Annotated in this window: 11 protein-coding genes; 2 read left to right on the top strand and 9 right to left on the bottom strand. The window is 49.1% G+C overall.

The annotated features are described in order from the left end of the window. Positions 1 to 16: 16 nt before the first annotated feature. The 7 genes from drmC to AC1S5B_RS21095 form a co-directional block, all read right to left on the bottom strand. The gene (gene drmC / locus AC1S5B_RS21125; RefSeq protein WP_482037675.1) at positions 17 to 814 is read right to left on the bottom strand and encodes a DISARM system phospholipase D-like protein DrmC; all 798 of its coding nucleotides are present in this window, start codon (positions 812 to 814) and stop codon (positions 17 to 19) included. A gap of 14 nt (positions 815 to 828) precedes the next feature. Then, positions 829 to 2,703, bottom strand: a complete 1,875-nt coding sequence (gene drmB / locus AC1S5B_RS21120; protein ID WP_482037674.1) for a DrmB family protein — start codon at positions 2,701 to 2,703, stop codon at positions 829 to 831. Further along, complete coding sequence (drmA, locus tag AC1S5B_RS21115) at positions 2,700 to 6,713, bottom strand: DISARM system helicase DrmA (protein ID WP_482037673.1); 4,014 nt, start codon at positions 6,711 to 6,713, stop codon at positions 2,700 to 2,702. Before drmA ends, drmB begins: the two co-directional genes overlap by 4 nt. Continuing rightward, the gene (locus AC1S5B_RS21110) at positions 6,710 to 8,806 is read right to left on the bottom strand and encodes a UvrD-helicase domain-containing protein (RefSeq protein WP_482037672.1); all 2,097 of its coding nucleotides are present in this window, start codon (positions 8,804 to 8,806) and stop codon (positions 6,710 to 6,712) included. The genes drmA and AC1S5B_RS21110 overlap by 4 nt, the downstream gene beginning before the upstream one ends. 87 nt (positions 8,807 to 8,893) lie before the next feature. Next, entirely contained in the window at positions 8,894 to 9,244 is a 351-nt protein-coding gene (locus AC1S5B_RS21105; protein ID WP_482037671.1) for a ubiquitination-like system serine protease family protein, read from the bottom strand. Positions 9,245 to 9,247: 3 nt separating this feature from the next. Further along, positions 9,248 to 10,675 carry a ThiF family adenylyltransferase gene (locus tag AC1S5B_RS21100; RefSeq protein WP_482037670.1) on the bottom strand — a complete coding sequence of 476 codons (1,428 nt, stop codon included), beginning with the start codon at positions 10,673 to 10,675 and terminating at the stop codon, positions 9,248 to 9,250. Continuing rightward, positions 10,672 to 11,508 carry a multiubiquitin domain-containing protein gene (locus AC1S5B_RS21095; protein ID WP_482037669.1) on the bottom strand — a complete coding sequence of 279 codons (837 nt, stop codon included), beginning with the start codon at positions 11,506 to 11,508 and terminating at the stop codon, positions 10,672 to 10,674. The genes AC1S5B_RS21100 and AC1S5B_RS21095 overlap by 4 nt, the downstream gene beginning before the upstream one ends. Positions 11,509 to 11,718: 210 nt before the next feature. Here AC1S5B_RS21095 and AC1S5B_RS21090 point away from each other — a divergent pair, with 210 nt between their 5' ends. Further along, complete coding sequence (locus AC1S5B_RS21090) at positions 11,719 to 12,045, top strand: helix-turn-helix transcriptional regulator (protein ID WP_482037668.1); 327 nt, start codon at positions 11,719 to 11,721, stop codon at positions 12,043 to 12,045. Between the two features lie 18 nt (positions 12,046 to 12,063). Further along, the gene (locus tag AC1S5B_RS21085; protein WP_482037667.1) at positions 12,064 to 12,582 is read left to right on the top strand and encodes an ImmA/IrrE family metallo-endopeptidase; all 519 of its coding nucleotides are present in this window, start codon (positions 12,064 to 12,066) and stop codon (positions 12,580 to 12,582) included. Between the two features lie 12 nt (positions 12,583 to 12,594). Here AC1S5B_RS21085 and AC1S5B_RS21080 read toward each other — a convergent pair whose 3' ends face one another. Beyond that, complete coding sequence (locus tag AC1S5B_RS21080) at positions 12,595 to 13,218, bottom strand: Uma2 family endonuclease (RefSeq protein WP_482037666.1); 624 nt, start codon at positions 13,216 to 13,218, stop codon at positions 12,595 to 12,597. Positions 13,219 to 13,266: 48 nt separating this feature from the next. Continuing rightward, positions 13,267 to 15,589 (bottom strand): Eco57I restriction-modification methylase domain-containing protein (locus AC1S5B_RS21075; RefSeq protein ID WP_482037665.1); only part of this gene is annotated, 2,323 nt, incomplete at its 5' end.

Raw genomic sequence — 15,589 nt, 5'->3', positions numbered from 1 at the left:
CATCTATTTACACCATTTACCTGAGTAATGAAAAAACATTTTGATGAATGAGTTGATCAATATGGTTACTAACACAACTGGCTAAAGATTGACTATGGATAAGTAATCCCATTTCCATATTCAGAGTTAAAGCATACTCAGTTAAATTTGCACTAGAAATAAGCAAATTATTGCCGTCTGCAATCGCGCACTTCATATGAAGTGAACCGTGTTTGCCGTCTTTGCCTTTAGGGCGTTTAGACTTCTCCCAAATAAACACCTCAGATCGCTGAGCGACTTCTGCTCCCAATCCTGCTACAACTCCAAAAGGAACCTTTCCCTCCCCAACTTCTGAAGTTTCGGCAATAATCCGCAAGTGTACTCCTCGATCCATTGCGACAATCAATGCTTCTGCAATATCGGGTACTTTGTAGACCGCAAAACTGACAATCGTTAGTTCTCGTTGAGCTTCTTGAATCAACTGTTTGAGCACCTGCTCTGTTTTCCGCACAGGGATATTGGAAACATCAGGACCTGTCCATACAATTTCGGCGGAAAGTGCAGAGTGGGCCGAGGCGATCGCATAAGCGGCTGAGCGTAACGCCAAGGCAATAGACTGGCTATCTAAGTTTGTTGATGTCTGATGCCAGTCCTCCAAAAGCTCAAGAACAGCCCGCCGAAAATTGAGGTTCGGCAACTGGCTCAGTACCCTAGCTTTCAATGCTTCACTGTAAGACCCTGCGGATTCTTCCAGAAAGTCTGCCAGAGAATTCAATGCAATCGGTGGTAGTTCTTTCGCAACCCGGTGAATTGAACTGAGTAATTTTGAGTTCACGGGGTGGCTCTCCATTATTGAAAGAATGCCAACTGTTGACGATGTAGCGTTGGGACAAGCAGCGATCGGTCTAAGAATTTATTCCCTCTTTCGCATGAAGTTTCAGGACTGAATAGACAAGCATGGCAGGCTGCCCAATGTAGACAGGCATTGCCTTGAAGTGGATCATGTTCTGCACAGAGAGGATCAGAGGCGCAGAGGCGTGTTTGCTCTAACGCTTGGGCAATGTGGTGTCCCAAAATTGCAGGTTCTCCCAAACTGACTAATCCCCCCAAAGTTCCTTCACTATCTGGGGCAGCGGTATAAATCAACAGTCCTGCTTGTGGTCCATCTTCGTCACTGACTGGCTTGGAATAGAGCCTTTCACGCAAACTGGCTGCATTGTAACCACACTCGATCGCCAGTTGCCGCATCAAGACATGGGAGAAGGAGTGAATCAGCATATAGCGAATGCCAGGAAATCTAATCTTCAGTGGATCAAGTCCTCTGTTTTGACACCAACGTTTATGTGCCTCCCATGTCTGGCTTTGGTGTTTGCTGACGGCAGCTTGCTGCTCCCACTGCTCCAGTGACGGTTCATCAAACTGCAAGAAAATTCCCTCTCCTTTCACTTCGGTCGTTGGAACCCACTGGGGAGCACTCCGGCTCAGCCTGACTCGATATTCCTCTGGGATTTCTCCAGCGTCTTCAAAATCACCGGGAGACTGAATCCGGGTGAAGCCGATCAAGGATTGAACCTCCCGGAGGCGTTCCACTAAAACAACTTGAGTAAACCATTTTTCAAAGCCTTGAGGCGGTGGAACTGGACGAAGCTGGAAATCTTTCGTGTTTTTGCTGGAGTCTGCGGTGGAGAAAACTTCCCACTCCGGAGTCCTTAAGTCATGAGTTATGTCACTCTCTGAGCTTCCTGCTTGCCGCCTTTGGATTTCTTGCCAAATATCATCAATTGAGTATTTGGCGAATTCTTGAAGTTCACCGACCGCTTGAAATGCATCCAGTAGAATTTTGAGTACGTCGCCGCTAGTTGCCTTACTCAGCCGGGTCCAGTATTCACCCACCAACTCACCCAGTTTATTAGACGCAGTCGGAATCGAGAGCGCAGACAAGCTAATGCCGAACCAGCTATTGGAAGCACCGAGCAAAATCCCTCGCATTTGTTGATCACAGCGATCGTCAAAGCTACGGAGATGGGGATGTCGTCCCCGACAGCGAGGCATTGTTTTTTTACCTTGCTCTCCAAAGGCATCGGATAATCGACGGGGTGACGCACCACAGCCCTCACCTTCGCACTTGACCACAATATCAGCCGCCGTCCCCGAAACTCCATATTCTTCCAGTCGCAAAGGTCCCCGGCAGTTCGTATTACCGCGATGGACGAAGTACAGCCAGGGAAAGTCATCTAAGTGTCCGTGTTCGCAGGCAACCAGGAACCGAGCGGGTATCACTTTGGGAGGTTTCCCTGGTTTACGGCAATTTTTGTGGATGTAATGGCTTTCTTGAGGACGGTAGGGATTGGACTTGAGTTCAAAATATCCCCCCTGCAAGGGAGCTAGAAAACGACAGTAGGGACAAACCATCCAGGCTGGAAAGGGCGCTACGGGAATGCCAATCCGAGCGGCTTCATCAAAGGGGTTAAAGCCACCAGAATCCTCCTGCAAAGACATAGGAGGAGATTTTAGTTGCTTGACCTGCTTGCCTAACTCTCGGCGCACGGCTGTCAGAAGCCGTTCCTCGGCAACCTCAATGCCATAGCGGTCAGCCCAATCCTCCAATCCCAGCACCATGACAGAGAGATTTGGGAGGTCAACCACTGCCCCAACCCCATAGGAGAAGAGAATTTGACTGGGGCGAAGTTCCCCAACACGGTACTTATAGTTTGCCTGGGTCATAGTTCAGATGGGTCAACAGACATGGGTTGAGGTAGACGGCTAAAGTCTTCATCAGGGACGCTATCGGTAAGAATGAGTCCGATGGTTGGCTCCACGTTTCTGAGGGAGTTGAGACAGGTAAACTCTTGCCAATCCCCTTTTCCAGCAGGCTTCAGAAGGTCGATCGACGTACCATCCTTTGAAGCAACCTTGTATTTAAGTGTGCCGCCACCTGGGGTATTTTGAGCACTGCTCAACCAGACATCGAGCTTTGATTTCAGTTCTTGCTGAACGTAATCTGCAACTTTGGTATTGGCTACTAATCCAGCTCGCTGTACGATCGCGTCGATCGCAGCCTTTAAAAACGGATGGTTCGCTTGAATTCTTCCTGCATGATGGTTGGGATTAAAGTCTTGACCCGATAACCGGATCAAAGAAACGAGTAAAGCACTGAGTCCCCGGTACAGAGCACCCGAGGAAAAGGGAGTGACTGATAAAGCTTCAACGTGTTGGTAAAACGTTGCATGGTAATGAGCAAACCGCTCATAGTGTGACAAGTCTCTGGGACGTGCCCAGTTATAAACGGTAATGACTAAACCAGGATACGTTCTGCCGACTCGCGAGGTTGCCTGGATGTACTCAGCCGTATTTTTGGGCTGTCCACAGACAACCATCAAGCCTAACCGTTTCACATCCACTCCAACGGAAATCATATTGGTTGCCAAAATGACATCTAACGGATCACGTTTGTCTACTTTCTGGTTGTTCTTTCGTCTGGTACGGTTTTCTACTTCTTGCTCTGGATCAAATGTCGTTTCCATCCAATCCAAAATGTCTGGAATTTCAGTTGAATCTTTACGGGAGGTCAACTCATCCATCAGCAACCGGGTTCGTTTGGCTAATCCCCGCCGATCCATCTTGGCAAGCCGAGACCGAATATCATCATCTACTAAGCGCCGAGTTCCGCCTAATTCTCGTAGGGAGTTAAAGTAGCCAACGAGGGTCATCCAGGGGTCAGCTTTTGTACCATAGCCTTTGGTTTCATAGAGATACTGAGAGGCCGATAGAGCGGCAACATAAACTCGAATTAATGCGGCCTTAATTCTGCGACCAGGGGCACAAATACCTAGATAACGACGACCAGGATACTCTTCGCTAGGTTGTCGTTGGCGGGAGAAAAAGTTGTCTTCAATGTCTAGTCCCTGTGGGGGAAAGACTTGCACTTTGCGGAGAAACAAATTGTGAACTTGAGCATTCGCCTGTCGAATCGTGGCAGTTGAGGCAACGACTTTGGGACGGACTAATTTTCCATTCACTGTCCAGGAGGCGAGCTGATCAACCGCCGTTTCATACAGTCCGACCAGGGTTCCCAGAGGACCACTAATCAGGTGAAGCTCGTCCTGGATGATCAGATCCGGGGGACGTAGCAATGGATGCGATCGGGTTTTAGCCGCAGGTAGCGTGCTGGTCTTTTTGTGGGAATCCTTATCATCTAAATCAGGAGAACGGAATCCATGCCGTTCACATAGCCCATTCACCTGCCCAAATAGCATTTGAACTTCTCCTTTCCAGGGCATTTGGGCAAATTTATCGACGGTGGCAATCAAAAGTGTGGGTAGGCGACGATAAATCTCCTCGTCAACCACCACCACAGGAAGCCCTTCACCTTTTGAGAAGAGGCAGCGACCCAGTGAATCACCACAAAAAATGAGAGTACGCCCTTCACCTTTTTCGACTGAAGTGACCTGAATGTGCTTACCGGGTTCAATCCGAGTCCCACACCAGGGGCAGTTTGTGAGCTGATGGGGAGAACCGCCCCGGTACTGCTGGTGCTGTCCCCGAATTTGTTTAACAAACTCCTCGCTCTGAGCTGTATAGTTTGGGGTGCTGCGTTCCCCAACCCAAAGCCCGATCCGAAAAGGTTCTTTACCCCATTGATCCTCATCATCGCGACGGATTGACTCACAGGCACAAATCAAAGCAGTGGCTCGCTGAAACTGCTGAAGGGTTAGTAGTCGCAGCGTATAACGCATTAAAACGGCGACACCAAACTCACCACTTCGACCTGCGATCGCCCCCTGTAACCGTCGTAGCCCAATCGTATAGGCTGTCAGCCCCAGATAAGCTTCAGTTTTTCCACCGCCAGTTGGAAACCAGAGCAAGTCAGCGATCGCATCAGTCGGATGCGTTCGATCTGGATGATGCAGATCAGTCATACTGGGCAAGTTCAGCAGGATGAAGGCAAGCTGAAAGGGATACCAACGACGGTTCTCATACTGGTCGATTGTTTCCAGAGTCGTCTCGTTCCCTTGACGTTTCTGCTCTGAATAAAGGGAGTGAACCCGCTGTTGCCACATTGCCCGGTTCATAAACCGGAAAGCCTCGGCTGCTTGAACATCGGTCTGAAGCAGGGACACGCCTTCCTGAATCCGTTTGAGGGCAATCCGGCAATTGTGGATGACAGTCGCAGCCGGATCTTGATAAGTCAGTAACCCAGATGCCGGATCTGAGATCCGGGTTTCTTGCTGGTCAATCCAGGCTTTATAGGCATTGATCAAGGCCATTAGTTTGACAGAAAGGCTACCTATCAGGGTTTCTGATAGCTCTTTCATATCCAGGACTAACCCTGCAAGTTCTGGAATCTCCTCTGCGGTCGGAGGGGTTGTCTTCGGTACTTCATAGACTGGAACCACACTCGTTGAGAGACAAACTGCCTTTTCGGTTGTATGAGCAGCCAGTTCTGCTTGAACGCTAACGCCATGCCCAACAGCAAATTCAACTTGCTTACGGTAAAGCATTGCCATTGCCTGCGCTTCAGCCCGGATCACTGGGTCAATATTCTGAACAGTCGTCGGCAATGGATTACGAATAAAGATAGGTGAGCGGTCAGGTGCCCGGACGCTTAACTCCGGTTGAAATAACCAGGCTTCGTCCCGACGTTGCTTGGGTTCGTGCTGTCCATTCACGAGAAATAGCGTAATAATCCAGTCTCCATTATCCTGTTGTCGCGATCGCCCCTGAACATAGACATCGGGACCTGCTTCGCCCATCACAACCCAGCGGAACGCTTCGCCATCTAAAGGCAATACGGTACTGCCTCCCATTGGGTAACGTTTCCAGACCAGCTTGGCATTGCCGTCTTCCTTTGGAAATTGACTGGCTTCTCGGCGGTAGTTGCCCCATTCTGCTGTGATTTCAATCGCTTTGGCTTCACCGCTGACGCAGAAAGTCATGCCAAGTGAGGAAGGAAACATCGTCGGGGTAGAGGTTGCAGTTGTTTCAGTGGCTCCCTCCTCCTGGTTACCCTTGTCGGCGATCGCCAATTCGTCTTCCTCTTCAGGCTGCTCACCTAAGATTGTTGCTTGGCGATACTGAGGAGCCAACAAACCAACCAAATACCGATCCTGAACACTGTCCTCCTCTACTTCTTCCTCCTCACCCTGGACGGGTCCCCGTAAATCTTTAAGAATGGCATCCTCTAGTTCAGCCCGGATATCATAAGCAGATGGAATTCTTCTTGATAGGATCGACTTCGTTGCATTTGCATCAGATGAACTGTTATTTTCTGTTAGCTCAACCGTTTGTTCAACTACTTTTGAAGACTCCTCAGCAACCTTTTCTTCGTCTTGTATATATTGGAGTTTTAATAAAGTGCCCTGACCATCGGAAGCTTTCCCCTCGGAAGGAACCAATTCGGCTTTAAACAAGCTGTCCTGTTGCCAGATTTGAGGGGTAACCTTTGAGGGATTAGCAGATGATTTCTGACGAGATTTCTTGGACTTTGTAACCGTTTGTTGTGAAAAGAAACGGCTGATTTCTCCCATGACAGAATCTGCCATTGACCCATCAACACCCAGGACATCCGCATCGTTCGACAGATCAAGCCCGTTTAGAAGCGTCGCCAGGGCTGACTCTGAAACAGATACAACCGCACTCCAATCCAGTTGGACTGTGCGATCGCGGAGCTGCTGGTTAACAGCCGCAAGATCCAGATCACCAGGGAGAATAGCAGGCAGTCGAATGCTGTTCATGCGTTACCTAAATTCCAAAACTGAGGATCAAAGTCTTGCAGGAGGCTGCCTGGCTGATGAGCCGGAACGAGAACCATCAGAGCGCGCATGGCTCTGGTCATACCCACAAACAGGGTGCGACGTTCACGAGCCAGCATCTCTGCAATTTCCTCGTCTGATAGTTTCTTGGTTACTGCCGAAAAGGGGGAGTCTAGAAAACCTGCGATCGCCACGATCGGAAACTCCAAGCCTTTCGCAGCCTTCAGCGGCAACACTTTAACGCCCTTACAGTTCAAGTTTAGTTCTCGACTGGTCATAAACGTCGCCTCAACTCCCAAGTAGTTAAGCTGTCCTACTATATTCTTGCCAGATTTTTCAGTCGGCGTTAGTATAGCGCAGGCTCCTATCCCCAGGCGAAACTCGCGAGCGGCAGTGCGACAAAACTGAGCCAATAGAGAACCTTCGGAAGGGCGATCGGCAACAGCGCGGACTACTGGTAAGGGACCTGTATGGATATACAGCCGTTCAATGTTGTCTTCGTCCAGAATGCCTTCCTGCAAATAGGATTGAGCAGCTTCCCCGACTTCTTGAGTGGTGCGATGATTCATCCTCAAAATGCCTGTGCGTCCAACAAATTTGAGGGAGTGATGCACCTCAGACCACCGGAAGCTGTTGCCGTAGATTGATTGATTGGCATCAGCGGTGATGAACAGCCGATTCGATTCGCGGCAAAGCCCTACCAAAAAGCGCAGCACAACGGGACTGAGATCTTGGGCTTCATCCACCACAACCGCGTCATAGACAGGCGGATCTGGCATCATGTGAAGGCGATCAAGGGCATAAAGCCGCATCTGTGCCCAGGTTGCTATTCCCTGATCTTTCAGTAACTGATTGAAATGAAGCCGCAGTGTCCAAATTGCCTGTCGCTGAGATTTGTTGAGAGAGATGTTGCGACCAGTACGGGTAGTCTCTTGATAATCTGCCAGCGTTTCGATGCCCCGTGCATCAATCACATCTGTCAGCTCTTCGAGCAAATACTCTGGTTGGAGCCGTTTCAGGACGAGTCGCTGCGCCTGTTGTTGTAGAACATTGCCTTCTAGAGCGGCGATCGCTTGAGGAATGGCTTGTCGCAATAGCTTGCTTAGTTCGTTAGTTTGAGCGATCTGAAATTGCTCAGTGGCATGGCTGATAGAGGACATCAGCGCATCAGCCGTTTTGACCTCTACAAAACGGGCATCCTCACCCAGGAGTTGGTGCAGCAGTTGCTCTGAAAAGGTAACCAGGGCATTGGTGTAAGTGGTGAAGAGAACCCGGGGTTGGCTAACGCCACTGGCTTGAAGCTGTTTGAGAATTTCACGGGTGCGATAGAGTGCAACGGTACTTTTCCCTGTACCTGGACCTCCTTTGAGGAGGGTTGGTCCCGTTGCATTCATTGCCCAGGTAACAAATCTTTCTTGTTCAGGATTAAGTTTGAGGAGAAAACCCAGGAGATCCCCTTCCTTAAAGCGGAGTAGCTCATCAGGACTGCCGGTGACGAAGCTAGGTTGGTTAAGGACTTGATCGAAGTTGGGGGCGGTGATGCAGTCAAACAGGCGATCGCGCACTGCCCCTGGCACATCGGCTTCTAACAAGTCATCAAAGGTACGACAAGCCAGGAGAGTAGGAAAACAGGTTTTGGGAATGAGCAGGCGATCGAGTAATTCCTCGGTTAGTCCAACGGGTAAAAGGGTTTCCACTTGAGACGGTTTAAATTCAGGTGGCAGAACCTTTTCAGGAGCTAACAGATTTTCAAGATTGGAAACGGCGCTGACATCAACCCCAGTCCCTTCGTCAATTAGTTTGTCCTTGTTGTTATCTTTGTAAACATCCTTACGGGCATCAACTCCAAGCAGGGCAACCCAACCATCACCGTAGGTATAAATGATGCGGAAATCTCCAGACCGCAGGCGGTAAATATCGCCTTTATAGCCGTGCAGCTTTTTCTTCAGCTTACCGTGGGGCTTTGGGTCATCCCGCAAAACCTCGATTTTCTCCAATACCTGGATGACTCGCTCTTTGGGGATGGCGAGGAGTTGGTTGGTGAAGGTAGGCTTATGAATGATCTCGAAGGGCATTAGGGGTAATTGTTATGACCACCTCTTCTAGTAAACCCACTTAATTCAGAAATGGCTATTCCTCACCAAGGCATATTACAGGCTCAATCAATCATCGGGGCACCAGTCAACGCGTCCTTGCCGAACCCAGAAATGGCAGTGGCACTCGTTGAGTTGCCTGACTGAAGGATGAATGGTGGGTCGTCCGAGCCAATCTGTAGAAATCGCCCAGCGAGGACGTTGAGCTTTATTAAGCGGCAGTAAGATATTCTCACCACAACCTCCAGGGCATCGAAAACATGCCCACTTCTGATACTTAGCGTCACCAACCACTAGCATCATTCCTGGCTTAACTTCTTCAGGGGTCGGATGGGTGGGCACGATTTGGGCAGCAAAATCTGGTCTAGGGATAAACCGGAGCCGCGTTAGTAATTGTTGGACAAAGGTACGAAATAGCATGTTTTACCCCACTAGATTGAGAAATGGGTCAACATCCCCTCTGCCCCAGTACTCCACAGATCCGCAAACTGGGCAATATGGGTCAGGATTAGCTCCTTGCCGTCGATCTTCCATAAGGTGAAATTTGCGTACCCGCTGGGCAACTGAACCGTTTTCTCCTCGGAAACCCTGAAGTCGATGCACCAGTTCTTCGATCGCCATGATTGCCACATCAGTCGTGAACAGAACAACAGCGGGACTAGGATTGCCTTCACCCAAAACGTAGGCTTCTGCCTTTCGGCGTTCATATTCAGTGGGGTTATTTCGCTTGAGAGCTTCATCGCGTGCGATCGCAGGGTTGATAACTCCTCGGCAGAGGAGACAAGGATGACCAGGAACGAGAGCAGTCACTCGTCCATCCATTGCCTTGATTTCTGGTGGCTCTGATGGCGACACCTCAATAGCCAAACCCATATCAAAAACGGGCGTGACATAGTAGTAGGCATAGCGATTGAGTAGCAAGCGTCCGGCGTGATCATCCGTACAACCGAAAATGATGTCGCAGGCTTTAAGGGCATCCCGGCATTCTGGATCGCCAATCCAGGACTGGTATGTTTTCACCTGCATTCCCAAGCCTAACTCCGTTAGCGATCGCGCAATAACCTCCACTTTGGGACGCTTCGCGTCTACATCTGCTTGGGTTGCACCATGCAGACGGTTCAAGTTGCTCTCCTCGACAATATCTTTGTCAAAGAGGGCAGTGCGTCGGAATCCCATTTTAGGCAGCAGCATAGCAGTGGCACTGCCAGTTCCTCCGCAGCCGACAATCCCTACTCGCAACATTGCCAGGTCTTGCTCCAGCACTCTCCCAAACGCTAACGCCTGCCTTTGGAGGATGGGAGAAGATTGCCCCTGCCCTCTTCCTGGGTAATGGAGTCGGATCGATTCACCGACAACTGAGATTAGACGAAGCGGAATCCACTGCTGCTGAGTAGTCCAGAGGCGACCAACCAGCTTTTCATCTGAAGTCAGAATGAGGCTTAGGAGTGTCGTACTCTCTCCGTTTCGATGCTGGGCTAGCTCGACTAAATCGGGTTCGTTGGCATCGTCCTGGTCAGAAAATTCTGCAAAGCCCCCTGTATGACTGTGCATAAGCGCAACAGTTAAGCCTTGCTCCTGCGCCCGTTTTAAGGTTCGCACGAAGGAATCAGTTTTCCAGGTGATGTGCTGGTCAGAACTCGAAAGGACTTCATCCTCCGAAACAGGGAGAATATCGTAGGAGAAGAATTTACGATGGGGATGCCCAGTCCAGGGGTCGAGCGAGCTTGATGACTCCCCACATAAAATGTAAGCAGCGCGTTCTACTCCATCCTGGTGGATCAGGAACTCCTTAAGACGGTTCAGGTGACGTTCCTGAATTGTCAGGCTAGCAGTCAAGCTGGACATTATCATGCTGCCACCTCCAGGGCGTGTTCCACCCGCTTCAGCATGGTCCAAATGCCATCTACCCCCGGTCGCCATTCGTTGTTATGGCGTGACCAGCGTTGCCACTGCTGTCCGTTAAAAGGAAAGGGCTGGTCGGCGGCTTTTGGGTATTTGGCGATTTGGGCTAGCTTGATCCAAGGAAGGACAAAGAACATATCTGGTGGCGTATCAGGATAGCCAAAGGGCAAGAGAAGCAGAAGATCGGCTTGCCCAGCATCAAAGCGCCCAGAGGGAAGTGGAAAGCCCCGCATGATCACCCCTTTGTTGGAGCCATCAACGATTTCATCGAATTGCAGCCCTCGACCCGCAAGGTATTCTCGATCTTTCGCAGGTAGAAAGCTGTTGCCCTCGGTGGTGGTTTTCTTACCCGTGAAGAACCGTTCGACTCCTGGCTGTTGGAGGTCAACCAATTCGTTGTCTGCGATCGCCCGATCTTCTGCTCCTCGAACTTCGAGCCAGATGCCGTAGGTTGCAGGATCGACACCCGCTAACTTTTTCAACTCCAGCCCGTTGATCAGGGGTCTGCCCCACTCAAATCGCCGACCGTCAATTACCAAGCGGAAGGAGCGATCGCTCTCAAAGGTAATAAATCGCTCCAGCTCTGGCTTACGGAGATCGGTGGTTTCGTCGAGCCGAATTTCTTCTAGTTGACCACCCTGTAGCACCTGAAAAATCAGGTATTCGTCAGCCGGTCTCTTTCCGACCACGTCTAGAAGCTGAAGCCCTGTAATAACGGGGTCTTCTACAGAATACGTTTGCTCATCGATTTGGATACGATAGGTTTCTTTCAATCTGCTCATACATCCTCCTTTTTAGGAAAAGCGCTGTGTGTGGATAGCGAGGCGTATTTAAACGCTATTGGTAGCGTTTACTTCGTTTTGAACCTGGCTTGCATGTAAGCTAACAGACCTTTTCCTATATGTCAACTACAAAATCAAATTATAATGTCAATATAGTTGACATGTTTATGAGATTGACATTGGCTTCTGTTAAGCGCATACTCTAAAGTCATGCGAGTAAAAGAAGACCTTCTCTATAAAAAAATCGGTGAACGAATTAGAGATCGGCGCACTAAGGCAAAGCTGACACAGGGTCAGCTAGCTGATGCGATCGGGGTGCTACGAACTTCAATCACTAATATTGAAGCGGGGCGGCAGAAAGCTCCTCTTCACGTCTTATACGAGCTTTGTACTGTTTTAGGTGCAGAGATGACGGAGATTTTACCCACTGGATCGGAGGTGGTTCAAGATAATGTGATGTCCATTGAAATCGGTGGACGTGTCAAAACGGTTCCACCCAAAAGTGCTGATTTTCTCCAGCAGCTATTAAAGGAGTAGACGGGTACTAAAGCACTTATGTCAAAAGCTAAACAAGCAGCTTTAAAGATACTTAAACGCTATGGATTTAATCTTCCTATAGATGTTGAATCTATTGTGAAGACAGAGGGGATTTTGATTCGTAAAGAAGAATTGGAAGATACTGTGTCTGGGATGCTAGTTATTAAAGATGACCAAGCAGTAATTGGTGTGAATGCAAAGCATCACCCTAATCGTCAACGATTTACAGTTGCCCATGAATTTGGGCATTACTTGCTTCATCGCAATTTATCAAGTGTTTTCTTCGATGAATCAGTCGTATTTTTTAGAGATAAGGAGGCGGCAGAAGGTAGTAAGTATCAAGAAATTGAGGCTAATGTCTTTGCCGCAGAGCTTTTGATGCCTGAGTCGGTTTTAAAAGAGCGACTGACAGAGCAGCCTTTGGATGCATTCGATGAATCAGATGAGTCAGCTTTCAGGAAATTAGCTTCTGAATTTGGAGTCAGTATTCAAGCGCTTACTATTCGTCTCACTCGATTGGGTTTAATTAGTGTTTAGAACAATCAAACGCTAAACTTCAGTCATTGTGATCATTTGAGCGGTGGTTAATTCTAACTGTGGAAAGGTTGAAGAACTGATGGCGGTTTCTCCCTGATACCGTTGTGCCTGGTATTCACCATCGATGAGGCGGTTGATGGTGACAGTGGGCTGCTTGGGAGAGCCAATATACTGAACCCCGCCCAGCCCTGCGTAATCGACAATCCAATACTCCAGGATTCCTAACGTTTCATACTCGTTTAATTTGATGCGGTAGTCGTCTCGCCAATTGGTACTGACAACCTCAATTACTAAGGGCGGTGGGATGTATGCAGCAGCAGAGGCAGAGCTTTGACGCATTCTGTCCCATTCTTCTTTGGCAAACACGACGATATCGGCTTTACGGCTCGACTCATTTTCACCGGGAACAGGGTTCAAACGAACTTGCTTACTCTGGCGGGGAACGTAAGGGAGGTTGAAGGATTGGCAGTGGTCAATCAGGAGGCGACATAGCCCATCGACGACATCCTCATGTTTCGCGGTGGGTTCGCTGAGGGGCATGGCAACTCCATTGACTAGCTCGAATGACCTGCCGGAGCCGTCATCCCAGTTGAGGAATTCCTCAAAGGTTAGGTTTTTTTGGACGATCGCAACCATTGCTATTGACCTCTGGCACGGGTTGGCTGTCTATTGTCTGTTTCTAGCTTAAAACAATTCGCCTTGCTGAACGATTTCTGGCACAATCGCCCCTGATTTTTTGCCCTTTGCCTTCTGCCCTTTGCCTTTTGACTTCTTCTTATCGTGCAAGCCCTGGGCGACTTCTTCGGCGTAGCGCTGATGGTTCAACTCCAAGAGCCGATCGAGCACTTCGCGTCGAGCGGTTTCGCTGATAGTGAAACGGATGCCCTGTTTGGTCTTATGAAAACCGTGCTCTAGGTCGAGGTCTTGCCAACCGTAGGCAGCGGCTACTGCCTGATCCATCGAACTATGCAACTCTCGCAATGTCTGAATATCATTCGCTGTCTCGTTGGCATGATGGAAGCGGTTGTAGGTTTTGGTGAGTCCTTCCTGACGCTCGCGCATGACTGCCTGACGATGGGTGTAGTAGGTTTCGCCGATCGTGTTGAGAGTTGGGAATTGGGTGCTGAGGTCTGAGGGATTGGGTGTAGGGAAGGGGAAGGTTTCAAAGCCATCTGTTGCTATATATCGCAACCTTGTTTCTAAACTTGAACAGTATTTAATAATCCAATCTATATGAAAAGAAGTATTTAGAGCAGCAAAAGATGCATAGTCATCCAAAGCAAGCACTATAGTCATGTGTGAGTAAACAATCCCAGCTGGTTCAAAGCTGATTGATACATACTTTGATGTTTGAACCGCAACTAGAATCCGTTTCATTGGCGCAATGACTTTATATAGAGTTGGTCTTTTCTCTGCATAGTGCCACCAATAATCTCGATACACTTTCCGATTATTCTTCTCTCGTTCGGGTTTAACTCTTTTTATTACTATTTCTAAACAGTCAGGATAGTCTGCTGCGTAAGGAGCACCTTTAGGTTCTTTTGGATTATCAAACTCTGCACTTAGTGCCCAATCAAAGAAATTGATCGACCACCGACTAGGAGATTGATCTGGGCGAGAATTCAGGTCTTCTCCATTTAAGTAAGGAAAAATAATCTCTCTATTTCTAGCGTTTTTAGCAATTAATTCTTGAGCCTCTTCTGGACTAAGTACAAAGCCTACACCACCGACATCTGATCCTTTGAACGAAATATTTTGATTGGAGTCAAGTTGATGTGGTTTTCCAATTGCGCTACTTGGAATTGTTAGAAGAGATGTAATTCCTGTGACAACTTTTTCATCTAAAACATAGTCACTTTGCCATTGCTGTTTGCATAACCAAAGATGAGCCACTTCTAAACTTGCTGCACCAATCCAGGGACGACTTGGTACAGCCCGATGAATAACACAACCATTTGCCACTAATTGATCTAGCCCGACTTCACGGGTATCACCTTGAGCAATGGTGTTGGTTGCAACTAAGCCGAATCCTCCAGCGTTGTTGGTGAGTTGATTAGCGCGCAGGAAGAAATAAGCGCAAAGATCTGCGCTGCCTCGCTGACTGTTTGCAAGATATTCCACTAAAAAATTTCGGTAGTCTGTGCCGATCACGCCTGTAATTTTTTGCCCGCCTTGAAAGGGTGGGTTGCCGACAATTGCCGAAAATCCCTGCGGTGCATCTTCCTGCAAAAACACTTCAGGAAACTCTAACAGCCAATGGAATGGTTTGCGGGGCGGTTGGTTGGCTGGATTGCCCAGATTCATCATGCGATTGGTCTTTGCCATAATCGCGGCAATCTCCCGGTTTCGCTTCTCCGTATCAGCTTCATCCAACGCCTCAATCACCACCTCCGCCAACACCTGAATTTCCTCATCCGTCAGGTCAGAGGTTTTGCCCGCCTGCGCCAATGCCTCCGCCACCAAAAAATCACCCACATGCCGCACATGGGCGATCGCTGCTTCTGCCTCCCGGTTTAGTTGTTCCTTCTTTTGAATATCGGCAATATCTGACACACTAAAGTTTTCTAGCTCTTGCCGTTTGGCGATCGCTCGTTGCACAAAAGGTTTCCAGCGATCGGACACCGTTCTCAGTTGTACCGCTTCTTTTTCAGGATTCAGCTTCAAAAACTCGATTTGCTCTGGTCTGGTAATCCCCAACAGCGAATCGCCCCACTTCAGCGCATGATCCACAAACGTAAATGGTCGCCCCTTCGCCAGCGTAATCAGCCACAGTGACAACTTCGCCATCTCAACAGCTAACGGGTTTTTATCGACTCCGTAAAGACAGCGATCGGCTACAATGCGTCGCGCCAGGGTGAGGCGTTCGTCGGGGTCGGTAGGCAGGATGTGTTCTCCGACTTCTGCGCGGGAGAGAGAGCCATCGGGGAGGATGCGGATTTTGCCCTCACCCCCAACTCCTTGCTCTGAGGGCGAGGGGAGCCGATCCACTCCGGTTCCCTCGCCCCTA

The organism is Leptolyngbya sp. CALU 1928 (assembly GCF_056784215.1).
This window is presented reverse-complemented; position numbering and strand designations above follow the sequence as displayed.